This window comes from Myxococcales bacterium, from assembly GCA_016720545.1.
Taxonomy (GTDB): Bacteria; Myxococcota_A; Polyangia; order Polyangiales; family Polyangiaceae; genus JAAFHV01.
Genome location: JADKKK010000002.1, coordinates 571,229 through 593,910, shown reverse-complemented (window position 1 = coordinate 593,910; position 22,682 = coordinate 571,229). Strand labels below are relative to the sequence as shown.

The 22,682-nt window shown below is 72.8% G+C and carries 13 protein-coding genes, 1 tRNA gene and 1 pseudogene; 5 read left to right on the top strand and 10 right to left on the bottom strand.

The annotated features are described in order from the left end of the window. Positions 1 to 101: 101 nt before the first annotated feature. Positions 102 to 1,967: a translational GTPase TypA gene (gene typA, locus IPQ09_06325; GenBank protein MBL0193832.1), complete on the bottom strand. Its 1,866-nt coding sequence runs from the start codon at positions 1,965 to 1,967 to the stop codon at positions 102 to 104. Between the two features lie 174 nt (positions 1,968 to 2,141). Between typA and IPQ09_06320 the strand changes: the two genes are divergently transcribed. Next, positions 2,142 to 2,636: a GreA/GreB family elongation factor gene (locus IPQ09_06320; GenBank protein MBL0193831.1), complete on the top strand. Its 495-nt coding sequence runs from the start codon at positions 2,142 to 2,144 to the stop codon at positions 2,634 to 2,636. A 7-nt stretch (positions 2,637 to 2,643) separates the two neighbouring features. Here IPQ09_06320 and IPQ09_06315 read toward each other — a convergent pair whose 3' ends face one another. Together IPQ09_06315 and IPQ09_06310 are read right to left on the bottom strand one after the other, a co-directional pair. Continuing rightward, positions 2,644 to 7,971, bottom strand: coding sequence for a tetratricopeptide repeat protein (locus tag IPQ09_06315; GenBank protein MBL0193830.1), 5,328 nt, complete (start codon positions 7,969 to 7,971; stop codon positions 2,644 to 2,646). Beyond that, complete coding sequence (locus tag IPQ09_06310) at positions 7,968 to 10,796, bottom strand: tetratricopeptide repeat protein (protein MBL0193829.1); 2,829 nt, start codon at positions 10,794 to 10,796, stop codon at positions 7,968 to 7,970. Before IPQ09_06310 ends, IPQ09_06315 begins: the two co-directional genes overlap by 4 nt. Positions 10,797 to 10,993: 197 nt before the next feature. Here IPQ09_06310 and IPQ09_06305 point away from each other — a divergent pair, with 197 nt between their 5' ends. After that, positions 10,994 to 12,469, top strand: coding sequence for a hypothetical protein (locus IPQ09_06305; GenBank protein MBL0193828.1), 1,476 nt, complete (start codon positions 10,994 to 10,996; stop codon positions 12,467 to 12,469). Positions 12,470 to 12,947: 478 nt separating this feature from the next. Here the strand turns inward: IPQ09_06305 and IPQ09_06300 are convergent, their stop codons facing one another. From IPQ09_06300 to IPQ09_06275, 6 genes and pseudogenes are all read right to left on the bottom strand, one after another. Further along, complete coding sequence (locus IPQ09_06300) at positions 12,948 to 13,235, bottom strand: polyhydroxyalkanoic acid system family protein (GenBank protein ID MBL0193827.1); 288 nt, start codon at positions 13,233 to 13,235, stop codon at positions 12,948 to 12,950. 16 nt (positions 13,236 to 13,251) lie between these two features. After that, positions 13,252 to 13,845: a peptidylprolyl isomerase gene (locus tag IPQ09_06295; protein MBL0193826.1), complete on the bottom strand. Its 594-nt coding sequence runs from the start codon at positions 13,843 to 13,845 to the stop codon at positions 13,252 to 13,254. Further along, positions 13,842 to 14,357, bottom strand: a complete 516-nt coding sequence (locus IPQ09_06290) for an ATP synthase F1 subunit epsilon (GenBank protein ID MBL0193825.1) — start codon at positions 14,355 to 14,357, stop codon at positions 13,842 to 13,844. Before IPQ09_06290 ends, IPQ09_06295 begins: the two co-directional genes overlap by 4 nt. Before the next feature lie 87 nt (positions 14,358 to 14,444). After that, positions 14,445 to 15,913 (bottom strand): annotated as a pseudogene (atpD, locus tag IPQ09_06285) (F0F1 ATP synthase subunit beta). A 270-nt stretch (positions 15,914 to 16,183) separates the two neighbouring features. Beyond that, a tRNA-Leu gene (locus IPQ09_06280) sits at positions 16,184 to 16,267 on the bottom strand. 157 nt (positions 16,268 to 16,424) lie between these two features. Continuing rightward, complete coding sequence (locus tag IPQ09_06275; GenBank protein ID MBL0193824.1) at positions 16,425 to 16,709, bottom strand: hypothetical protein; 285 nt, start codon at positions 16,707 to 16,709, stop codon at positions 16,425 to 16,427. A 274-nt stretch (positions 16,710 to 16,983) separates the two neighbouring features. On the opposite strand from IPQ09_06275, the gene IPQ09_06270 reads away from it, so the two are divergent. From IPQ09_06270 to IPQ09_06260, 3 genes are read left to right on the top strand one after another with little or no spacing between them, the layout of a single operon-like run. Then, complete coding sequence (locus IPQ09_06270) at positions 16,984 to 17,787, top strand: hypothetical protein (protein ID MBL0193823.1); 804 nt, start codon at positions 16,984 to 16,986, stop codon at positions 17,785 to 17,787. A gap of 53 nt (positions 17,788 to 17,840) precedes the next feature. After that, a complete protein-coding gene (gene glnD, locus IPQ09_06265; GenBank protein ID MBL0193822.1) occupies positions 17,841 to 20,618 on the top strand; it encodes a [protein-PII] uridylyltransferase in 2,778 nt (925 codons plus the stop codon). After that, positions 20,615 to 21,721, top strand: coding sequence for a tetratricopeptide repeat protein (locus IPQ09_06260; protein ID MBL0193821.1), 1,107 nt, complete (start codon positions 20,615 to 20,617; stop codon positions 21,719 to 21,721). The genes glnD and IPQ09_06260 overlap by 4 nt, the downstream gene beginning before the upstream one ends. Here IPQ09_06260 and truB read toward each other — a convergent pair. Continuing rightward, positions 21,693 to 22,661: a tRNA pseudouridine(55) synthase TruB gene (truB, locus tag IPQ09_06255; GenBank protein MBL0193820.1), complete on the bottom strand. Its 969-nt coding sequence runs from the start codon at positions 22,659 to 22,661 to the stop codon at positions 21,693 to 21,695. The genes IPQ09_06260 and truB overlap by 29 nt on opposite strands. Between the last annotated feature and the right edge of the window lie 21 nt (positions 22,662 to 22,682).

The window sequence follows — 22,682 nt, the reverse complement described above, 5'->3', positions numbered from 1 at the left end:
CCTAGCGCGTCCACGCGGGTGCCTGAGTGCAGACGGGGGAGCGTCGCGGGTTCACGCCCTCAGAGTACCAAGGACGGCGGCCTGTTGGGGCCAATTCCGCCTCAGTAATCGAGGGCCTGCGCGTCTTCGATGGCGTCGCTGCGGCGCTGGCGCTTGTTGATCTGCAGCACCTGCTTGCGGACGCGCACGGCGTCTGGGGTGACCTCGACGAGCTCGTCGGAGTCGATCCACTCCATCGCGGTCTCGATCGTGAGGATGCGCGGGGGCGCGATCGCCACGTTCTCGTCCTTGCCGTGGTTGCGCACGTTGGAGAGCTTCTTCTCCTTGATGGCGTTCACGTCGGTGTCGTTCGGGCGGTTGTGCTCGCCTACGATCATGCCCTCGTAGACCTCCACGCCGGTGCCCAGGAAGAACGTGCCGCGGGGCTGGAGGTGGTGCAGGGCGTACGGGGTGGCGACGCCCGCCCGATCGGAGACGATCGCCCCGGTCTGGCGCTTGGCCATCGGCCCGCCCCAGGCCTCCCAGCCGTCGAACACCGTGTTGAGCAGCCCGGTGCCGCGCGTCGCCGTGAGGAACTCGCCGCGAAAGCCGATGAGCCCGCGGCTCGGGATGCGGTACTCGAGGCGCGCGCGCCCGTAGCCGGGGTTCGCCATCTTGAGCATGCGACCGCGGCGCGAGCCGAGCCGCTCGGTCACCACCCCGATGAACTGCTCGGGGACGTCGACGACGACGAGCTCGTAGGGCTCCTCCGCCTCGCCGTCGACGATGCGCGTGACGACCTCGGGGTTGCCGAGCTGCATCTCGTAGCCCTCGCGGCGCAGGGTCTCGACGAGGATCGCCAGCTGGAGCTCGCCGCGCCCAAGCATCACGAAGGTGTCGGGGGTGTCGGTCTCCTCCATGCGGACGGCGAGGTTGCGTCGCGTCTCACGCTCCAGGCGCTCGCGGAGCTGCCGGCTCGTCAAGAACTTGGATTGCTTGCACTTTCCGGCGAACGGAGAGGTGTTGACGCCGATGCGCATCTTGATGGTCGGCTGCTCGACGACGATGCGGGGCAGCGCGCGCTCCTCGAAGCCCGGGGAGGCGTCGACGATGGTGTCGCCGACCTCGAGGTCGTCGATGCCCGCGATGGCGACGAGCTCGCCGGCCTGCGCCTCCTGAGCCGTCGCACGCTTCAGCCCCTCGAAGGTGGCGAGCACCTTGATGGTGCCCTTCACGTGGCGGCCATCCTTCAGGACGACCACGGGCTGGTTCGCGCGCACGGTGCCCGCGACGATGCGGCCGATGCCGAGCTTGCCGACGTAGTCGTCGTGATCGAGGTTGTTGACGAGGATCTGGAGGGGGAGCTCGGGGTCACCCTCGGGCGGCGGCACGTGCGCCAGGATCGTCTCGAAGAGCGGCCTGAGCGTGGTCGACGGATCGTCGAGCGAGCGCTTCGCGATGCCGAGCTTTCCGATGGCATAGAGCACGGGGAAGTCGGTCTGCGCGTCGCTCGCGTCGAGATCGCAGAAGAGGTCGAACACCTCGTTCAGGACCTCGTCCGGGCGGGCGTCGCCGCGATCGATCTTGTTGATGACGAGGATGATCGGGAAGCCGAGCTCGAGCGCCTTCTTGAGGACGAAGCGCGTCTGCGGGAGGGGGCCCTCCGCGGCGTCGACGAGGAGGATGCACGCGTCGGCCATGAGGAGCGTGCGCTCGACCTCGCCGCCGAAGTCGGCGTGGCCCGGGGTGTCGACGACGTTGAGCTTGATGCTCTCGCCCTTCTCGTTGGCCCAGCGGACGCTGGTGTTCTTGGCGAGGATGGTGATGCCACGCTCGCGCTCGAGATCGTTCGAGTCCATCACCCGGTCGACGACGGCCTCGTTCTCGCGGAACGTGCCCGCCTGGCGGAGCATGTGGTCGACCAGCGTCGTCTTTCCGTGGTCGACGTGGGCGACGATCGCGACGTTGCGGAGCCTGTCGTTCGGCATGGCGGTTCTCTCTCTCCAAACACTCGGATGCTAAGGTTCGCGCGCGAAACGCGGGGCGTCGCTGCGGACGCGTCCCAATAGCCTCGCGCCTGCGGGTGGGCAAGCGCTCATCGCGCGAACGCGGCCGTTCGCGTGCTTCCCAGGTCCGCGCGAAGCTCGTAACGTATTCGGCCCGTGCAGCCACGACTCGACAAGCGCGCCGTGATCGCGGCCTTCGTCTCCTCGACACGCGCGGCTCTCGCGACCGCCACGGCGGCCGCTCAGGCGACCAAGGCCGGCGCCACCCACGAAGAGGCGAAGCCGGAGAACGACAAGGACACGCGGGCCATCGAGGCGAGCTACCTCGCCGGCGCGCAGGGCGAGCGCGTTCGCGAGCTCGAGCGCACGGTCGGCCTGCTCGACGCGTTACCGAGGCTCGAGAGCACCGGGGTCGTGGGCGCGGGCGCCCTCGTGACGCTGGCGGGGCCCGGCGGTCACGATCACCGCCTCGTGTGTCTGTTCGCTCCGGCGGGCGGCGGGGAGCAGCTCGAGCTGGACGGGCACCGCGTGCAGATCGTCACCCCCCGCTCGCCCCTCGGGCGCGCCCTCTTGGGGGCGCGCGAGGGCGACGAGGTCGAGGTTGAGCTTGGCAGAAAGATCAACAGATACGAGGTCTTGTGTATCGAGTAGCCCGCCTCTACGCCTTGGCGTGCGCGCGCGCCTCGGTGTAGGCGTCGCTGACGCTGAAGGTCAGGAGGTCGCGCGCCTCGGCGTGGCGCGCGATCCAGGCGGCGCGCTCGTCCTCCGCGTCGGGGGCGCCGTCCTCGCGGAGGCTCCACGCGATGGCGTCGAGCGCCGCCGAGGGATCGCCCACCGAGAGGAGCGCGACGCGGTTCGCCCAGCCGAGCGCCGCGGCGCGGAGCTGCGGGCCCGAGGTGCCGAGGAGGCCCGCCGCCTCGAGCGCCGCGACGCCCAACGCGGGGTCCTCCGCGGGCATCGTGGGCTCGAGGCGACGCTGCATGTCCTCGAGCAGGGCAGGGGGCACGTTCGACGGCTCCCAGCTCGGGTTGAAGAGCGTGAGCCAGGCCGACACGAGCGCGTTGACCTCCTCCGACTTGCCGCGGACGAGCGCGGACGCTCGCACAGAGAGCAGCTTGAGCGCGCGGATCACCTGGAAGATCCGGGCCGCGTCGTTCGTCACCTCGAGCAGGCGCTCCCCGATCACGAGCGTCGGTGGCGTGCACGCGCCCGGGATCGCGACGGGGCCGAGCTTCGGCGACACGAGGACGAGGAGGCCGGAGAGGTCCATCGAGCTCGCGGCCTGCTGGATGATGCGCGCCAGCCGATGGCTCGAATCGAGGGGCGTCGCCGCGAGGGGCCCGAGATCGAACGGGTGTCCGCGGTCGAGCGAGTCGCCGGCGCGTCGCAGGAGACCGCGGAGCGCAGGGCTCAGGACCTCGGGGGCGAGGAGCTCGTCGAGCTCGGGAGCGGACGCTCGCAGCTCGACCCCGGCGAGGGCCGCAGGCTGCCCCTGGATGGCCGCGAGCGTCGCCGCGACGACGCGGGCGGCGTCGGCCTTGCCGCGCAGCTCGTAGGCGGCGCCGAGCACCTCGAAGAGCGCCGTGACGAAGCGGCCGCCCGAGAAGGCGCGGCGCGCATCGCCCGCCGCGCGGTCCAGCAAGACGTGCAGCGCGGCCGTCTGGCCCTGGCGCTCGAAGAAGCTCGCGAGCGCGCGGAGCGCGGTGACCGAGAGCGGGAGCTCCTTGCGCAGGGCCTCGAGCGTCGCCTCGGCCTTGCGTGGATCGCGCGCGACGGTCTCGTAGATCGCCGCGAGCTCGACGAGGGCCGCCGTGCGCTGCTCGGGAGACGAGGAGAGCGCGACGAGCTGTTGCTGGACCTCGAGCGCGCGCACGACGTCGTCCTGGCGGCGGTGCACGACCACGAGGCGCTCGAGCGTCGGGCGGTCCTCTGGGGCACGCTTCAGGACCTCCATGAGGGCCACCTCCGCGCGGCTCAGGTTCCCGAGCCCGCCGAGATAGAGATCCGCCAGCGCGTCGAAGACACGCCGCGACTGGCGTGCCGGGAGGGTGAGGCGCGATAGGCGGAGGTAGGTAGCCTCCGCGCCCTCGTGGTCGCCGCTCTTGCCCTGGAGCTCCGCGAGCGTGAAGAGCGCATCTTCGTCCTCGGGGTGCGCGGCGAGCACCTCGTCGAGGACGTCGCGGGCGCGCTGCGGATCGCCCATGCCCGCCAAGGTTTGTGCGAGCTGGAGGGAGAGGGCCAGCCGGCGGGCGTCGTCGGCGAGGAGCTTGGCGAGGCGCAGCTCCAGGAGCTCGACGAGCGCGACGTCGTTGCGGCGCGCCCCGTACAGCGCCGAGAGCCGATCGAAGACGTCGGAGTAGCCCGCGTCGATCATCATCGCTTGCTCGAGCGCCAAGACGCCGCGTTCTTCGTCGTTCAGCTTCTCGAGCCAAATTTGGCTCGCTCGGTACCACGCCGCGAGCTGGTGGGAGGGGACCACGCTCGTGCGCGCCTGACTCTCGCACGCCTCCGCAGCGCCCTGGGGGTTGCCGCCTTCCGCGCGCGCGTCGGCAAGGAACGCCCACGTGACGACGTCGCCGGGATCCGTCGCGGCTGCCTGCTCGAGGTAGTCGCGCGCCGCGTCGGGGTCACCGAGGCGCCACGCGGCCTGGCTCGCGCGGACGAGGAGGGCCGCGGTCTCCGGGAGGCGCTCCTCGGTCTCGAGCAGCCGGGCGATGCTCTCCAGCACGAGGGCGTCCTCCCCCCGCTCGCGAGCCTGGTTGTACATCGCGCGCGTCGACCAGAACGCGGGGGTCGATTCGTAAGCTGTCTTGACGAACTCGGCGCGACGACCGCGCGACTCGGGCGCCGGGCCCTGGAGCTCCGCGGCGAGGAAGGTGTGGGCAGAGCGCTCGGCGACGCTCGCGGGGAGCAGCGTCTCGGCGATCGCGGCCACGATGGGCTCGAGGTCGTCCGAGCGCCCGCGGTCGAGGAGCGCGCGCTCCATGAAGCGGAGGCTCGGCAGGTGTCCGGGCTGCTCCTCGAGGAGCGCGCGGTGCCAGAGCAGCGCGCTGGCCGCGTCCTCCTTTCGTCCGTCGATCTCCGCGAGGCGCTGGTACGCGTCGCGTCGGACTTCCGCCGACTCGGAGCGCGCGGCGGCGAGGAGGGGATCGGCGAGCCTCGCGGGCTCGCCCGAGGACAGCTCGAGGCGCTCGAGCACCACCACGGGGGCACCCTCGGCCCCGGTGGCGACAGCGCGCCGTGCGGCCGCAAGCGCCGCCGTCGTGTCGCCCTCCTGCTCACGCGCGAGCGCGGCCTGAGTGAGGTAGAGGGCCTTCGCCCCGGGCTGGCTCGCGTCGGCGTGCGCCTCGCGCCACTCGGCCCCTTGCCCGGGCGCCAGGCGCTCGCGGAGATCGCGCAGGGCGACGTCTGCCGGGAACTCGGCGACCACGGCCGCGAGGCGCGCGGCGGCCGCCGCGGGGTCGGTCTCAAGCCAGGCTGCGCGCACGGCGTCGAGCGCTCGCTCGACCGGGTCCTCGCTCGAAGCGCTCCGCGCGTCGAGGAGGCGTAGCGCCTCTTCCTCGTCGCCGAGGCGGCGGGCGACGCGCTCGGCCAAGAAGGCGGCGATGCCGAGGTGAGGCGCGTCGGCCAGGGCGCGTTGCAGCTCGGCAGCCCGCGTGGCATCCGGGAGCTCGGTCTCCCGCGCGAGGGCCTCGACGCGCAAGATCGCGGACCCCACGCCCGCGGGGAGCGCGTCGGCGGTCATGAGCAGCTCGGGCGCCGCCTCCAGCGAAGCGTCGGTCGAGAGCGCGAGACGGACGAGCGACTCGCACGGCGGCGCGATTCGGCGGGCGTCGCGGATGGCCTCCTTCGCCCGGATGCGGTCGTTCGCCGTCTCGGCGACCAGCGCGCGCACGAGGTGGTGGGCCGTCGCGTCGGGGTCTCCGTCAGCGAACGTGACGACCGAGCCCATGATCTCGGAGGCCGCGCCGGCCTCGAGCGCGTCGTGCAGCGCGATGGCCGCCTCGGCGGCGCTCGGCTCCGCCAGCTCTGCGTACGCGGCGGTCCGCGCGTCGGCGGGGGCGCCGGCGGCGACGAGGCGCGCGAGGCGCACCCTCGCACCTTGGGCCGGCGAGCCGGCGACGTGCCGCGCTCGGTCGATGCGGGCGACCGACGTCGCGCCCGAAATCGCGGCCGCGAGCGGCGCGAGCCCTGGCGCAGTGAGCGCGTCGGTGCACGAGCGCGGCTCACCTCCGGCGAGCGAGATGAGCACGGCCTCTTCCTCGCGCGTGAACGCTTGCCCGGTGGCGAGTGTCTCCAGCAGACCGTCCACGTCCGACAGCTCGAGGCAGCGCGCGACGTACGCGCGGCGCGCAGCGCGATCCCCCGCGTCGACGAGCGGGCGAAGCGCGCGCTGGGAGGCGCGGCGGGTCGAGGTCGAGAGCGCCCCGAAGGCCGAAGAGAGCCACGCGCTCGCCGCGCCGAGTCCCTCGACGGTGCCGAGCTCTGCGGCGGCACGTTGCGCCCCCGCGAAATCCCGCTCCGTGAGCCGACCTCGCAGGCCGCGCAGCGCGTCGTTGGCGGCCAGGGGCGCAGGCAACGAGGCTGCGCGCGCGCCACGCAGCGCGAGCACCTGGCCGACCGCTTCGTCGAGCCCCTCGAGCTCGCGCACCTCGGAGGGGCGCAGCGCCGCGCTCGTGTGCTCACGCTCTCCGAGGGCCGCGCATGCGCGCGCGAGCGCCGGGCGAACGTCGAGCGCGTCGAGCTTGGTGGCTTGCTCCCAGCGGTCCCTCGCGCCAGCCTCGTCCCCGTAGATGCGGGCGATGTCCGCGGCGAGCAGGGTCATGTGCACCCTCGCCGCCGACGTGCGGGCGTGCGGGACCTCCGCGTCGAGCTGTGCCAGCGCCTCTTCGCCGGGCGCGGCGAGGCCGCGGGTCTGCGCCCAGGCGAGCGGCAGGTGGGGGGCGATCTGCCGCGCCTCCGCGGCCAAGAGCAGCGCGGCGTCGGGCTCGTTCGCGATGGCGCGGAGCTCGCTGCACGCGAGCAGGAGCCGCGCGCGCTCCTCGGCGGATTCGGTGGCGCGGGCCTCTTCCTCGATCCAGGCGGCGCGCTCGGCGAGCGCAGAGCTCGCGGCCGGAGCGAGCCAAGCGTGCGCCGGCTTCTCGTCGGAGAAGGTAGGTGGAGGTGGGCGGAACGCCTCGCTGCGCGGCTGGTAGCCCGACGCGGGCGAGACCGGCTGCGCCCTCGACACACGGGGCGCCGGCACGCTAGGCACTTCGCGCCCGGCTCCACGGTCGTCGGTGGGGACGTCCGCGCGGGGGCTCGCGGCGGCGACTTGAGGACCGCTTGTGGTGGTCGGCGCGAGCGGAGTAAGGGCGGGGACCTCGACGGCGATCACCTCGGGCGGCGGTCGCCGCGGCGTGACGTCCGCGAGCCCACCCGGCGCGCGCGTGGAGGGCAGCGTGACCTCCGGGGCGGCCGGCCGTCGGGAGGGGGCGCGGGGCGGTGGGACGCGCACGGGGGCCCCGGGATCGGGCGTCGCGGCGTCGAACGTCGCCATGGAGATCGCGCGCGTCGGCTCTTCCTCTTCGCCGAAATCACCACGCACGGAGTCGGCCGCGAGCGAGTCCATCGAGAAAGCGCGCGTCTGGTCGTCGTTGACGCGTTCACGCGCAAACGCGCCCCGCTCGAGCGGCGGCGCGGGCCGCGGCAGTGGGCCGATCGCGGGTGGGGGAACGGACCGGGGGTCGCGGGGCGGCGGCCTCGTGGGGCGAAACCGTTCGGGATCCGCGCTGGGCGCGGGGGACGCGGCGCTGGCGCGGTCGAGCTCGATGGGAGCGCCGAGAGAGGCCGCCGCGGAGACGGGGGCGACGTCGCTGGACGCGCGCTCGGGGGCCGCCGCGGGGGCCCCCGTCTCGCCCGGGAGCACGACGCGCTGCTCCCACTCGTCGAGCGCCACATCCCAGTCAATGCCAGAAAAGTCAGGGAGTTTGTCGTCGTTGCTCATGAGGAAGTCTCGAGGCCGAGGAGCCTCCGGATGTCGAAGTAGTCGGGCGTCAAGGCGAAGCGGAAGAGCTCGGCGCAGCGCAGGTCCTCTCGCGCCACCCTGACGAGGTCGGTCGGCGTCAGGCCGAACGCGTCCGCAAGGACGACGCTGACGTCGCCCGATGCGATGGCGGACATTCGGTGCTGGGACGCGATCGCGCGGGAGACCCACGTCTTGGTGTCGACGCCCGACTGAGCGAGCGCCCGGCAGACAGGCTCGATGGCGTTGCGCGTCCGTCGCCCCAGCGCCTTCCCGAGCGAACGCTCCACCTCCGCGAGGATGGCGTAGGGCGGCGAGTCAATTTGCACTTTCGCGAGGTTGCAGGCGGCGACGACGAGCGCGGCGAGGGCGGTGTCGTCGCGCCAACGGGTGATGACCGTCCCGCGGGAGATCCCGAGGAGCTCTCGCGCGACGCGGGATCGCACGAGGGGGGTCAGCGGCGCGGTGACGCCTCCGCCGACGACGAGGGCCGGGGGCTCGCCCGGGACGCCTTGGACACCCTGGGGATCCTTCCCGCCGATGTAGAGCTCGAAGTCCGCAATCCCGAACGCGCCCGCCCACGCGGCGATCTCGTTGCGCACGGCGACGCCGCTGCGGGGATCGACGCGCTCTCGCTTCGTGACGCCGAGCGTGGCCACGGTGGGGCCCAGGGCTTCCGCGATCGTGGGGCCGAGCAGCGCGAAGAGCTGCGCGTGGGGGCCCTCGTCGCCGGGGGCCAGCACGCGCCGGAGCAGCACCTCCGTCATGGCGAGCTGAGGAGCCCGCGGCTTCCCCGAGGCGAGCTGCGCGAGCGCCTGCTCGAGGCCAGGATCCGGGCCGTTCGTCGCGATGGCCACGGAGAGCGCGACGTGTTCGAGCTGCCCGCTGCCGAGCGCGCGCGCGACGCGCGAGAGGCGACGCCCGTTCGCGGGATCCCCGGGTTCCTGCTGGAGCGCCGCGAGCAGCGCCGCCTGACCTCGCTCGAGCAGCGCGCGACGGGCGTCTCGGTCGATGTCGTGCTCGACCAGGAACTCGAGTCCCTCGCCGTCGGTGGGCGACTCGTCGAGCAGCCTCGTTACGGCGCGGAGGCCGCGGGCCGGCGCGCGGATGCGGTCGCGGTAGATGACGAGCGCCAGGCGCGCGGCCTCCACCCGACCCTCGCGCGTGTCGCGCTCCCCCATGAGCTCCTCGAGAATGGTCGCGGCCGGCTCCCACGCGCCCGTCCGCGCCGCCGCTCGCGCGAGCCGCTCGCGCACGGGCAGGGTGGAGATCCCGGCCGCGTGTAGGACCTGGAGCACGCGCAGGGCGTCCTCGTTGCGGCCGAGCTTGTTCTCGTAGAGGTCGACCGCGGCGATGCCCGCGGTGACCCGGCTCTTCGCGGGCGCCGCGGGGACGCTGGCGAGGCGGGCGAGCTGGGCCGCCGCCTCGTCGTACCTTCCTCGGCGAATGTGCACCTCTCCGAGGAGGGCCAGGGCGCCGACGTGGTCGGGGTCGATGGTCCTCACGTTCTCAAGCGCGTAGAGCGCGCCGTCGAAATCGCCCTTCTCGCGGAGCGCGCGCGACTGCTCCCAGTAGAGCCGGACGAGCTCGTCGGTGTCGTCGGTGTGCGGAAGTCGCCGATCGACGAGCTCCAGCATCTTGTCCGACTCCTTGCGGTCGCGGACCCGGCGAAAGAGCTTGTCGAAGGCGACGGGCCGGGTGGGGTCGCGATGGAACGACTGATCGAGCGCGGCCTCGGCTCGAGCTCCCTGGTTCTCGTCGAGCCACGTGAGCCCCGCCTGCTCCCAAAAAACGGCGCCGCGGGAGGAGTTGCGCGCGCGCGCGCCCAGCTGCTCGCAGGCTTCAGCGTACCCGGCATGATCGCCCAACTCCAGCGCACACGTGCGCACCCCCTCCCAGGACGCGAGGTCCGACGGGTGGGCGGCGGTGGCCGCGCGAAACAGGGGGAGCGCGCCCTTCGGGTCGCCCGTGAGGTAGATCGACCAGGCCGAGAGCCCCGCCGCGTCCGCGTCCATCTCGTCGCCGAGGGAGCTGCCCAGGCGATTCAAGGCGGCAGCGCGGCGCCGGGGGTCCGAGCCTGGTGGCGCGAGCTCCAGGTTTGCGAGGCGTACTGCGTGGCTCGTGCCGGCGACGAGCGGCTGAGGGGTCGACGGATCGAGGACGTGCCCGAGGAGCCTCGCGCTCGCCGACACGCCCTCGCGCGCCTCGTCCTGGAGCGCATCCGCCACCGCGTCGCGGGCGAGCACTTCGCCGGCGCCGCCACCGAGCGCCATCGACGCCGACAACCACTCGACGGCCGCGCAGAGGCCGCCGCCGGCGCCGAACCAGGCGCTCGCGGCGTCGACGAGCGCCTCGTCGGAGCGGTCGCGCGCGAGCCGCGTGCGCTCGCCCGCAGCGAACATCGCGCCCTCTTTGCCCAGGTTCGCGACGAGATCAAGGGCCTCGTCGATGCGCTGCGCGTCGGAGTCGGGCGACGCGGACGCGAGCACCCCCAGCGCGGCGGCGAGCGGGAGCGCGCCATCGGCGCGGCCGGCGGCCTCGAGCGACGAGCGCACCTCCGCGTCGTCCTCGAGCGCCACCCCGTTCGCGAACCGCTCGAGCGCCCACTCGGCCTCACCGAGCCGCTGGGAGGCCTCCGCGAGGGCGTCCCGGCGGTCGTGGGCTTGCTCGAGGCTCTGCCCGCGAAGCGCCCAAGCGTACGCCACCTGCGCGGCCTCCGGCGCGAGCTCGCGCGCGGCGCCGAGGGCGCGGAGGGCGTCGGTCGGGCGCCCTGCTCGGAACCGAATGAACGCGGCCTCAAGGAGCATCGCGGCGCCAATTTCGGGCTCTTGCTGGGACGGCGCCGACTGCTCGAGCCGAAGCGCCGTGTCGAGCAGGGCGTCGTCTCGCGCGCGAGATCGAGCGCGAGGAACGCGAGGAACGGGTCGTCGGGCGCAGCCGCGGCGAGCGCCTGGGCGCGCGCGACGGCGGCCGCGGCGTCGCCTCGATCGCGCGCGGCGAGGGCGTGAAGCACGCCGAGCGTCCGCCCCTCGACGGTCGGGGCGCCGCGATCGAGGGCCACGATGGCCGCGAAGCGCTGGTCGGGCGACGCCTGCCCGGGGACGAACGCGGCGATCCGTTGGGCCAGCTCGGCCCCGCCCGGAAGAGCGACGAGGGCCTCGCGCGCCGCGCGGGCGCCCTCGGCGTCGCCGGCGCGGACACGCTCGCGCACGATCTCGAAGCCGACGACGAGCGCCTCGGCGGTCGGTCCGAGGCACCCGAGCAGATCGCGCGAGGCGCTCTCGTAGAGCTCCGTGTTGGCCATCAGCAGCGCGAGGCTGCGGGCGAGTCGGGCGATCGTCTCGGGGTCGACGCCGGTCGAGGCCGCCGCGCCGAGCGCGTCACGCACCTTGCTGGAGTCTCCCAGCCGGCTTCCGGCCAGGAACGCCACGAGCAGCGCTCCGCGCCCCTTCGCGGGGAGCGTGGGCACCGCGTCGGCGAGGCTCGCGAGCCGTTCGACCAGCGGGCCCGCGTCCTCGCCGTCGGCGAGAAGATCGAGCTCGAGGGCTCGCGCGGGGATGCACTCTGGATCGAGCCGCGTGGCCGCCGAGGCCGCTTCCAGGGCCGCCGCAAGGTCGCCACGGCCTGCGGCCTCCTCGGCGACGGTCATCGCGAGGGACGCCGCCAGGCGCCCGTCCTCTTCGCGAGGGAGCCATTCCGCTGCGATCGCGCTCGCGAGCGCGTCGTCGCCCACGGAGTCGGCGAGCTGCAGCTTCGTGGCGAGCAGCAGTCGTCGGGTGCACGAGAGCCCGCCCGACGGGCCCTCGAGCCCCTCGAGGAGCGTGATGGCGCGGTCGAGGGAAGCGGCGGCGCGCAGCGGGTCGCTCGCCGAGACCGCGAAACGCGCCGCGCGCACGAGGCGCTCCACGGCCACGTGGAGGCCAACCGAGGTGGGGACACCGAGCTCACTTGCGCGCGCCGGCGAGCTCATGGCCTCGACGACGAGCGCGGCCTCGCCCTCGAGGGCCCCGGCGGCCCGGGCGGCGTGCTCGGCGTCGTCGTTGGTGGGGGCGGCGAGCAGCTCCGCGAGGCGCCGCGTGGCGAGGTAAGTCGCCGATCCGCCGAGATCGCGCGCGCGCTCGAGCGCGATCACCGCGCGGTCGAGCGCTCCGGCTCCAGCGGCGAGGTTGGCCGCGTCGATGAGGAGCAGCGCGCGCCAGTCGGACTGTCCGGGGAGCGCGGCGCGTGCCGTGAGGGCCGTCTCGCGCAGCTCCGGATCGGGGAGTCGCGCGGCAACGGCCTCGAGCAGGAGGTGAGCGGGGCCCGCGTCCGCCGGCCCGGCGCCCGCCTCGATCGCCTCCTGGAGCGCCGCGCGCGCTCCGTCGAATTCGCCAGCGCCGTACAGGTAGGCGCCGCGCGCCGTCCACGCGCGCGCACGCTCGTCCGGCGTCGTGGCCGCGGCGGTGAGCGCGTCGAAGAGCTTCCCGAGCGCCTCGGGTGAGCGCTCGTGGCGCAGCGTGCGCGCGAGCCCCTCGAGCGCCTCGTGGAACTCCGGCTCCGCGTCGTGGGCGGCGAAGTACGCTGCCGTCGCCTCGGCGTGGCGCCCCGCGGCCTCCTCGAGCTCCCCGATCTCGTAGAGCAGCCTCGCCCGGCGGAGAGAGTCGCGCGCAAGGTCCACTTCTGCGCGCAGTCGAACGGCGGCCAACTGGACCTCGCCCGCGCCGAGCGGGGCGGGCGGCACGGACGGGCCGGCGGTGGGGGGAGCGGGGCGATTCGAGTCGGGTGCGTTCATCGGTGTGGGTGCACCACCGCCGACGACTTGGGCGTCGCGGGTGTGCGAGCGCCGAGCTTACGCGACCTTGCAGCGACACAACAGAAAGACGGCGCACACACACCACGTCAGCTGAGCGGTCGCTCGCGGGCGAGGCATGAGCTCGCCGAGGGCCGTCTCGACGAGCTCCGCGGGCCCCGCACGCGCCTCAGGCGAACTTCGCCAGCCGCTCCTTGATCTTGTCCTCGATCGAGCCCTTCATCACGCGAAGCATGAAGGGGAGATCGATCGCCACCCGCACGTCACGCTCGGTGACGGCGACCTCGCCTTTGGTGCCCTTCGCCGCGCCGCTAGGCGCCTCGAAGTTGATGGTATTGCCGCTCCATTTCCACGTGAGACCGAGCTTGGCCTCCATGGTTTTTGCGAGCTCCTCTGCCTGGGTGCGCGCCTCTTCGAGGGAGAGACGGTGCGACTGCGTGATGTCAATGGTTGCCATTGACGCGGCCTTAGCACTACTGGAGGCGCTTGACGACCCAGTACCCGCGGGGGGTCTCCACAGGCTCGCTGGTTTGACCGGCGGACATCGAGAAAACGAGCCCCTCGACCGGCCCCTCGAGGATTCCCCGGGCGATGCGCCCGATGTCGTCGGCCGAGCCCGGATCGCCGTGGGTCACGGCCTGGTGAAAATCGCCCTTCGCCTCGTCGGCGAGGCGCCTCGCCAGCTCGAGCGCGGCGGCCTTCGGGCGCGCGTTGGGCGCGGCGCCCTGCGCTCCGGCGTACTGCACGAGCACGACGCCCATGCGCACGAACCGCGTGCTCGCGTCCGACGTGTTCAGCAGGTCCATCGGCGAAGCGCCGAGGGGGCTCAGCGCAGCGCCCGCGTCGTCGGCCAAGGCTCCGCCGTCCGCCGTCATCGCGGCGAGGGGGACCTCCGCGGTCGCCGTCCCCGCCTCGACGAGCCCGGTCGTCGACGCGTCGTCGGGGCCCGCGTCCCGGGGCGGACGGGGAGCGACCCAGGGCTTGTCAAGGGAAACCGCTAGGGCGAGCGCCACGACGCCCGCCGTCGCCGCGAGCCACACCACGCGCTGAGCTCGGTCGGGGATCACCGGTCCGTCGCCGCTTCGGTGTCGGGCTCGAGGTGGACCTCGTCGTCTTCGTCGGCGCCGAAGTCCTCGACCGGATTCATGGTCGGGGCCGGGGGATCGCCGATGAGCTCGAGCTGGGCCGCCAGCCAGTTCTCCCGGATGATGAGGCGTCGCACCTCGTCCGGCGCGGCGTCGACGTCGTGCGTGGCCTTGTCGAGCTGGGCCTCGACTTCGGCGAGCTCGGCGCGCACGCTCACGGGCTCGACGCCCGCCTTGGTGATGTAGTCCTCCGTGAGGACGAGGAGCTTCGCGGGGCCGCCTTCGGCGAAGCCCTCGCCGACCGCGCACTTATTCTGCTCCTGGCCGATTCGGTAGTTGATGACGCCCGTGCGGACGGCCGCGAGCACCGGGAGGTGACCCGGCATCAGGCCGAACTCGCCGACGATGCTCGGCGCAGTCACCTCGTCGACGGAGGCTTTCAGCGCGAGCCCGCGCGGGGTCACGATCTCGAGTTCGATCTTGTCGGTGGCCATGAATCCTCGATACGGGCGTCGGTGTACGGGTCGCGCGGAGGCGGCGGCGCGCGTCGACGCCGAGCGCCGCCGCGGCCCAGCGCTGAACTACTTCTTGCTCTTGGTGAGGTCGGCGGCCTTCGCCTTCATCTCTTCGATGTTGCCGACGAGGTAGAACGCCTGCTCGGGGTACTTGAGGTCGTCGTCGTACTTGCCGTCAACGACCTCCTCAAAGCCCGCGATGGTCTCCTCGAGGGGCACGAGCTTTCCGGTGAGGCCGGTGAACTGCGCGGCGACGAAGAAGGGCTGCGAGAGGAAGCGCTGGATCTTGCGTGCGCGCGACACGACGAGCTTGTCGTCTTCGCTGAGCTCGTCCATGCCGAGGATCGCGATGATGTCCTGCAGATCCTTGTACTTCTGCAGCGTGCCCTGCACCCGGCGGGCGACGTCGTAGTGACGCGCGCCAATGATCTGCGGGTCGAGCATGGTCGAGGTCGAGTCGAGCGGATCGACCGCCGGGAAGATGCCGAGCGCCGCGATGTCGCGGTTCAAGACGGTCGTGGCGTCGAGGTGGGCGAATGTGGTCGCGGGCGCCGGGTCGGTGAGGTCGTCGGCGGGCACGTAGACGGCCTGCACCGAGGTGATCGAGCCCTTGTTCGTCGAGGTGATGCGCTCCTGGAGCGCGCCCATCTCGGTGGCGAGCGTGGGCTGGTAGCCGACGGCGCTGGGGATACGGCCGAGGAGCGCCGACACCTCAGAGCCCGCCTGCGTGAAGCGGAAGATGTTGTCGACGAACAGGAGGACGTCCTGCCCTTCCTCGTCGCGGAAGTACTCGGCGACCGTGAGGGCCGACAGCGCGACGCGGGCGCGAGCGCCCGGGGGTTCGTTCATCTGACCGAAGACGAGCGCCGTCTTCGAGATGACGGGCGCGCCCGTGTCGAGCTTCGACTCGCTCATTTCGAGGAAGAGGTCGCAGCCCTCGCGGGTGCGCTCACCGACGCCCGCGAAGCAGGACACGCCGCCGTGCTTCTTGGCGACGTTGTTGATGAGCTCCTGGATCAGGACGGTCTTGCCGACGCCCGCGCCGCCGAAGAGGCCGATCTTGCCGCCCTTGCGGTAGGGGGCGAGGAGGTCGATGACCTTGATGCCGGTCTCGAAGATCTCGACCTTCGTCGACTGGTCTTGGAAGAGCGGAGGCGCGCGGTGGATGGGCGCGGTGCGCTTCGCGTTGACGGGGCCGGCCTCGTCGACCGGGTCGCCGATGACGTTCAGGATGCGGCCGAGGCACTCGGGGCCCACGGGCATGGCGATCGGCGCGCCGGTGTCACGGACCTCGACGCCGCGGACGAGGCCGTCGGTCGAGTCCATGGCGATCGCGCGGACGGTGCTCTCGCCGAGGTGCTGCGCCACCTCGAGGGTGAGGTTGTCCTTGGCGCTGGAAATGCTCGCGTTGTCGAGCTTGAGGGCGTTCAGGATCTGCGGGAGATTGCCGTCGGGAACTCGACGTCGACGACCGGACCGATGACCTGCACGATCTTGCCCTTCGGGAGGGCCTTCGAAACCTCAGACTGGACCATGACGGGCGCTTCTCCTTGCGTTCCGAGCGGTGTGCTTCCGGCGGCCCTCTTGGGGACCGCGCGGCCGGACGACAAGTCCGGCCCGAGAACGACGCGCCAATAGCATGACGTGAACACCGGTTCAACGGAGTCGTGCGGTCTCGGTATGGGAGCTACGCGGCACCCGAGTCGCCCACGCGCCTACGGCCGCGTGCTCCTGCGGGAGGGGCGACGCGGCCGTAAGTTGGAGGGGAGGCGGGCTGGGGCCGCTTGGGCCCCTGGAGGACCGAGTGCGAAGGACGGGACTTGAACCCGTACAGGAGTTACCCCACTGGAACCTGAATCCAGCGCGTCTGCCAATTCCGCCACCTTCGCGAGGCGACGGAACCATAGTCCAAGCGCCGCGGTGTCTGCAAGGGCTCTCGGTGGTTTCAGACGTGCGGCGCACCACGGATCGATCTCGACCTGCCACGACCGGCCCGAGCTCGGTTGGAGTGGCCGACTCCGACGGCGAGGCGGGCGGGCGGGCGACTCAGAGATTCTCGACGCTCTTCAACATTTCGGGGACGAAGTTGAATCGTGGGCGAATGAGGCCGACCCTGACCGCCCCGGGCGGGCGCCGGATCGTGTCGCCAAGGAAGCTGTTGCCGTCGGCGCGGAGCCCGTCCGTCTCGAAGCTGACGACGCTGCCTCCCTCCACGCGAGACTCCTTGTAGTTGGGCGTCGGGTCGGCGGAGGCCGTGAGCGAAAGCGCCGTGCAGGCGGCGAAGGCAGCGAAGGCGGCGAGCGAACGGGGCGAGAGTAACGAGAGGCGCATGGTGGCTCCTTGGCCCGGCGGGCCATCGAGGTCGTGGGGGATGGAGGCGAGGCGAGCGGAGCTCCGCCTCGGCGTGGCCCGCGCGGGACCCGGGGCACGCGACGGGGCGACGAGTGACTCGCCGAGCGTCGCGCCCTCGCTCACGCGAAGACGACGCCCTCATTGGCGATAGGACCCCTTCGTTTGCGTGGCCTTTGGTGCAGCGCCGTCTTTCTGGCATATGCTGGTCGGAAGGTCCGGCCGCAGCCGCCGCCTCACTTCATTGGAGATGCCCATGCCCTACGCCTCCCGAGCCGTCGCTCGCCCTGTTCGCCTCGCCCGTATCGCGCTTGCCCTGGGGACCTCCGCGGCGCTCGGGCTCGTGGTCGGCTGTAGCTCCACCCCCGACGCGCCGGCCGGCCCCAAGTACCCCACCGAAGACGCGTTCTGCGCGGCCCGGGCCGACGCGGAGTGCGCGGTCAGCGATCTGTGCACGGTGAAGAAGGACGCGTGCATCACCAAGCGCAAGGACTTCTGCAAGTCGAGCGCGTTCGCGTCCTCGGCCCTCGGCCTGAGCTACAACCCGGACGGCGCCGATCAGTGCATTTTGCAGCTGTCGACGGCCTACAAGGCCGACAAGGCGCTCATCAAGGCCGAGGAGCTCGCGCTGCTCGAGGCCGCGTGCCTCAAGGTCTTCTCGGGGAAGGTGGAGAAGAACAAGGCCTGCACGGCGACCGCTCAGTGCGTAGGCACCCTGATTTGCGACAAGGGTTTCTGCGCGGACGCGGTCCAGAAGGCGCCTGACACACCCTGCGGGAACCCGGGCGAGTCGTGCGTGCCCGGCTACCTCTGCACGGGCGAAGGCGTGAAGACCTGCGTCAAGCTGAAGGCGCTCGGGGAGCTCTGCGTCGGCTTCGACACCTGCGAAACGAGCCTCCTGTGCAACGGCACGTGCAAGAAGAAGCTCGAGATCGGCGACACCTGCGTGAGCTCGCGCGACTGCGCGAGCAACCTCTGCGAGGACACCCTCAAGAAGTGCGTCGTCGGGCTGACGTTCGCTACCGGGGCGGACAGCTGCAAGAAATACGGCGGCACCTGAGCTCGTGACGGCGGCGCGCGCGACCGGCTACGCTGCCGGCCGATGGTGACAGAGTGAAGCAGCGCGCGGGGGCGGTGGGCGCGACGGCCGCGACGGCGGAGCTGACGGCTCGCCTCCGCGTGACCGTCGCGCACGATCGCGAGGCGCTCGAGGCGCGCATCGTGGCGCGCCCCCCGAAGGAGCGCGAGGGGGCCGAGCTGCACGGCCCCGACGGGGTCCTTCTGGGCATCGAGCACGCTGCGCGGCTCGACGCGATCCTGGCGATGCTCTTTCGCGAGGCGAGCCGCGCGCTCCCCCCCCACGCCCCGGACGCGCTCTCCCTCGTGGCCATCGGGAGCTACGGCCGCGGCGCGGTGGCGCTCCGGAGCGACGCGGACGTACGGCTCTTGGTCTCGCGCGAGCACCCCAGCGCCGACGCGCTCTCCGAGACGATGCTCTACCCGTTGTGGGACGCAGGGGTCTCAGTCGGCTACCAGGTGGCGACCGCCACGTCCCTGTTGGAGCTGGCGCAGACCGACCTCGCGACCGCGACGTCGCTGCTCGACGGGCGCGTGGTCGCAGGCAGCGTGGAGCTCGAGCGCGATCTGTCGGCCCGCGCCACGGCGGGGCTCTTCAGCGAGGGAGAGCTTGGGCCGTTCATCGCGCGCCTCCACGACGAGGTGTCGGCGCGCCACGCCCGCTTCGGAGGCTCGGTGTACCTCCTGGAGCCCGACGTAAAGAGCGGCGCGGGTGGCCTCCGCGACCTCGACGTGGCCCGCTGGGCGGCGCGCGCGCGCTACCGGGCCGGTGATGTCCGCGCGGGCGGGTTCTGGGCGGCGCTCGTGCGCATGGGCGTGCTGGTGCCCCGCGAGGCGCAGGAGATCGCGCGCGCGGAGGAGTTCCTCTGGCGTGTGCGCAACCGGCTCCACGCGAAGGCCACCCGCCGCAGCGACAGGCTCACCTTCGACCAGCAGGAGGCCATCGCGCTCGAGCTGGGCTACGGACCGCGAGAGGGCTCGCGAATGGCCGACGACGAGCCCGCGGCGCGGGCGGCCGCCGCCGAGCGCATGATGCAGGACTACTACGTGCACGCGCGCGCCGTGACCCGCTCGCGGGAGCAGATCTTGGCCCGCGCGACCCCACCGCGGCGTCGCGGCAAGCCCGCCGAGGTGCACCTGGCGGGGGGCGTGCGGCTGTTCGACGGCCAGGTCACGCTCGACCCGCTCCGCCTCGAGCTGGATCCGCCGCTCGCGTTCCGCGTCTACGCCGCGTGCATCAGCGAGAACGCCCCGGTGCTTCCGTTCGCGACCGACGCGATCGTCCGTGCGGCCGCCGATCCCGAGTTCTGCGCCCGGCTCCGCGCGAGCGCCGAGGCCGCAGAGCTCTTCGTGAGGCTCGTCTGCGCGGTCCCGGAGGTGCGCACCCGCTCAGGCTCGATGCTGCGCGAGCTGCACGACGTGGGGCTGCTCCTCGCGATGATCCCCGAGTTTCTCCCGGTAACCGGCCGCGTGCACCACGACGTCTACCACGTGTACACCGTCGACGTTCACAGCGTGGCCGCGGTGGACTGCCTCCGCGCGCTCTGCCGCGGCGACCTCGGCCATGAGCACGCGCTCGCGTCGCGCCTCGCCGCGGAGATCGCGCGCCCCCGCCCGCTCTTCCTCGCCACGCTGCTCCACGACGTGGGGAAAGGGTACCCCGACGAGAGCGGGAGTCGGAAGAATCACTCGCTCGTAGGTGCCCGAATGTGCGGGGGAATTCTCCCTCGCCTCGGGCTCACGGCGGAGGAGGTGGAGGAGGCGGTCGCGCTCGTCGAGCAGCACCTCACGATGTACCACGTGGCGACGCGCCGCGACCTCGACGAGCCCGCCACCGCCCAAGATTTCACCGAGCAGCTGCGCGGCCGAGAGGGGCTGCGCGATCTCTACTTGCTCACGGTCGTTGACCTCTCGACGACGTCGCCCACGGCCATGACGGCGTGGAAGTCGCGGATGCTGGAGGAGCTCTACTTCGCCGCCGACGCACACCTCGCGGGAGGCCAGAAGCCGATCGCCGACGACGCGCGCCTCGAGCGGGTGCGGGAGCGGGCGCGAGCGCTCGGCCGCGAGGGCCCCGACGGATCGACCGCGGCGCTCGACGCGTTCCTCGTGTCGATGCCAGAGCGCTATCTCCTCGCGAACGCCCCCGCGTCGGTCGTCACGCACGCCGCCCTGTCGGCGTCCCGGGGGAGCGCGGCTGTCGCCCTCGACGTGCTCCCCCACCGCCACGAGGGGGTCGTCGAGCTCTGCGTCGTGGCCGAGGACCGGCCCGGCCTGCTCGCGCGGATCGCCGCGGCGATCACAGCGTCGCGGCTCGAGGTGCTCGCCGCGCAGGTCTACTCCCGAGAGCCCGGCGGTGGCGCGCCGACCGAGGCCGTCGACGTGTTCCTGGTCCGCGACCGCGGCGACAGCGCCGCTTTCGCCGAGCGCGCCGTGACCCGGCTCCGGCGCGACCTCGCGGCCCTCGAGAGCGGCGAGACCACCGCGCGCGAGCTACTCGGGGAGCGGGGCGGACGCCGCGAGCGCGCTACACCGGCCGTGTCGACCGAGATCGTCCTCGACGACCGCGCGTCGCCACGCCACACGATCATCGAGGTGTTCGCCCGCGACCGGCCGGGGCTGCTGCACGCCGTGGCACAGGAGCTCTACGAGCTCGGGCTCGACATCGCCCTCTCGAAGATCAACACGGAGGGCACGCGCGTGGCGGACGTGTTCTATGTGACGGAGCGCGACGGGGCCAAGGTTCGCCCGGGTGCGCGGTTCAAGGAAGTCCGCGAGCGCCTGCGAATCGCGGTATCGGAGGAGGCACAATGACGATCGGGATGCGGCGGTTGGGTGCGTGCGTGCGGGGAGCGCGGGGCAGGGTGGCGGCGATGGCGGTGGGGGCCGGCGCGCTCGCGCTCGCGGCGTCAAATGTCGCGTGCGGCGGGCCGCCCGAGCCGCAGGTCGCGGAGCCCGCGCGTCCTCCGACCCTGCCTCCCTCGCTCGCGCGGGGCGCCGGGGCGCCTGGCGCGCCCGCCACGGGCGGACCGAGCCCCGACGTCGCGCGGGGAAAGGCTGCCCTCGAGAAGGGTGACGAGCCCGGCGCCCGAGCCGCCTTCGAGGCGGCCTTGGCGAGAGACGCCAACGACGCCGACGCGCACGCCTACCTCGGGGCGCTGGTGGAGAAGGGCGACAAGGCCGCCGCGGAGAAGCACTACCGCGCGGCCCTCGCCACGGTCCCCGGGCACGAGGTGGGCTCGGTCAACCTCTCGGCGCTGCTGCTCGACGCCGCCAAGGTCGACGAAGCGGCCACGCTCGCGCAGGCGGGGCTCGAGAAGCACCCCAAGAGCGCCGCGCTCGCCGAGAACCTGGGAGTCGCGCTCGCGACCAAGGGCGACGAGGCTGGCGCCACGCGGGCGATGGAGCTCGCGTTGAAGCTCGCCCCGGCCGATCCGCTGGCGGCGCTCACGTTGGGGCAGTGGCTCGGGAAGTGGAGAAAGGCCGACGCGGCGCGCGAGCGGCTCCTCCAGGCCGAGAAGCTCGCGAACGGCGACGTCGGCGTGCTCGCCTCGGTCGGCTTCGAGCTGAAGAACGTCGGCGCGTTCGCCGACTGCATCCGCGTGCTCGACGGCGCCCTCGCGAAGCAAGACGCGGCGGAGTTGCGCACGTACCGCGCGCTCTGCAAGCTCGGCGCGCGAGACAAGGCCGGCGCTCTGTCGGACCTCGAGGCTGCCGTCGCCAAGGAGCCGAAATACGCCCCCGCCTACTTCTATCTCGGCGGGCGTCACGCCGACGCCGGTCGCTGGAAAGACGTCGTCGCGGCCTACGAGACCTACCTCAGGCTCGAGCCCGCGGGCCCGATGAAGAAGGCCGCCGAGGAGCGCATCAAGCTGGCCAAAGAGAAGCTCAAGGCGGGGGGGGGGCCGAAGAAATAGCGGGGGGGGCGAACCCACGGAGCACCCGCCCGTGGCCCTCCGGTGCCCGCTCACCGATCGCCACGAGCGCGCCGGCGTCGTCGAGCCACGCGCACGGCCCCTGAGCGGCGTCCTCGGGGAGCGCGACGCGCTGACCTCGCCGGGCCTGCAGCACGGCGGCGCCGTCGAGGCGGGCCGTCGGCAACGCGAGCGCCGCGGCCGTGGCCAGGTCGATCACGCCGCGCGCCGCGTCGGGGTCGAGCGCTACGGCGCCCCCGAGGCCGAACGGGCCCGAGCGCACACGCCGGAGCTCCGAGAGGTGCCCGACCGTGCCGAGCGCGAGCGCAAGATCGCGCCCAAGTGACCGAACATAATAGCCTTTGTCGGCTGTGACCCGCACGCTCAGGGTCGGAGGATCGACCGAACCGGCCGTGACCTCGAGCGCGTGCACGCGCACCGGGCGGGGGTCGAGCGCCACCTCCACGCCGGCGCGCGCCAGGGCGTGCGCGCGGACGCCGTCCTTGCGGATGGCCGAGAACGCCGGGGGGATCTGTTCACGCCGGCCGCGCTCGGCGTCGAGCGCGTCGACCAGGCCAGGGGGTAGCGCGCCGCCCTCGACCCGCGCGAGCCTGGCGAGCGCGTCGACGAGCCACGGCGCGACCGCCTCGTGCGTGCGCACCGCGCCCTCCGCGTCGAGGGTCTCAGTGCTCTCGCCGAGGACGACCCGCGCCTCGTAGGTCTTGTCGTGCGCGGTCAGGTAGGGGAGCAGCTTGGTGCCCTCGCGCACGCCGAGCACCAGCACGCCCGTCGCCATGGGGTCGAGCGTGCCGGCGTGGCCCACTTCCCGGGTGCGGAGGAGCGCGCGCGCCCTGCCCACGACGTCGTGGCTCGTGGGGCCGCGCGCTTTGTCGACGACGAGCACGCCGGAAGGCCCGCCGGAGGGGGTCTCGGTCTTGGCCATGGATCCGGACCCTAGTCCCGT

Bases quoted from the DNA above. Each gene is read 5' to 3' on its own strand.
- typA (MBL0193832.1), bottom strand. From the start codon at position 1,967: ATGCCGAACGACAGGCTCCGCAACGTCGCGATCGTCGCCCACGTCGAC.
- IPQ09_06315 (MBL0193830.1), bottom strand. From the start codon at position 7,971: ATGAGCAACGACGACAAACTCCCTGACTTTTCTGGCATTGACTGGGAT.
- IPQ09_06310 (MBL0193829.1), bottom strand. From the start codon at position 10,796: ATGCTCCTTGAGGCCGCGTTCATTCGGTTCCGAGCAGGGCGCCCGACC.
- IPQ09_06300 (MBL0193827.1), bottom strand. From the start codon at position 13,235: ATGGCAACCATTGACATCACGCAGTCGCACCGTCTCTCCCTCGAAGAG.
- IPQ09_06290 (MBL0193825.1), bottom strand. From the start codon at position 14,357: ATGGCCACCGACAAGATCGAACTCGAGATCGTGACCCCGCGCGGGCTC.
- IPQ09_06275 (MBL0193824.1), bottom strand. From the start codon at position 16,709: ATGCGCCTCTCGTTACTCTCGCCCCGTTCGCTCGCCGCCTTCGCTGCC.
- IPQ09_06270 (MBL0193823.1), top strand. From the start codon at position 16,984: ATGCCCTACGCCTCCCGAGCCGTCGCTCGCCCTGTTCGCCTCGCCCGT.
- IPQ09_06260 (MBL0193821.1), top strand. From the start codon at position 20,615: ATGACGATCGGGATGCGGCGGTTGGGTGCGTGCGTGCGGGGAGCGCGG.
- truB (MBL0193820.1), bottom strand. From the start codon at position 22,661: ATGGCCAAGACCGAGACCCCCTCCGGCGGGCCTTCCGGCGTGCTCGTC.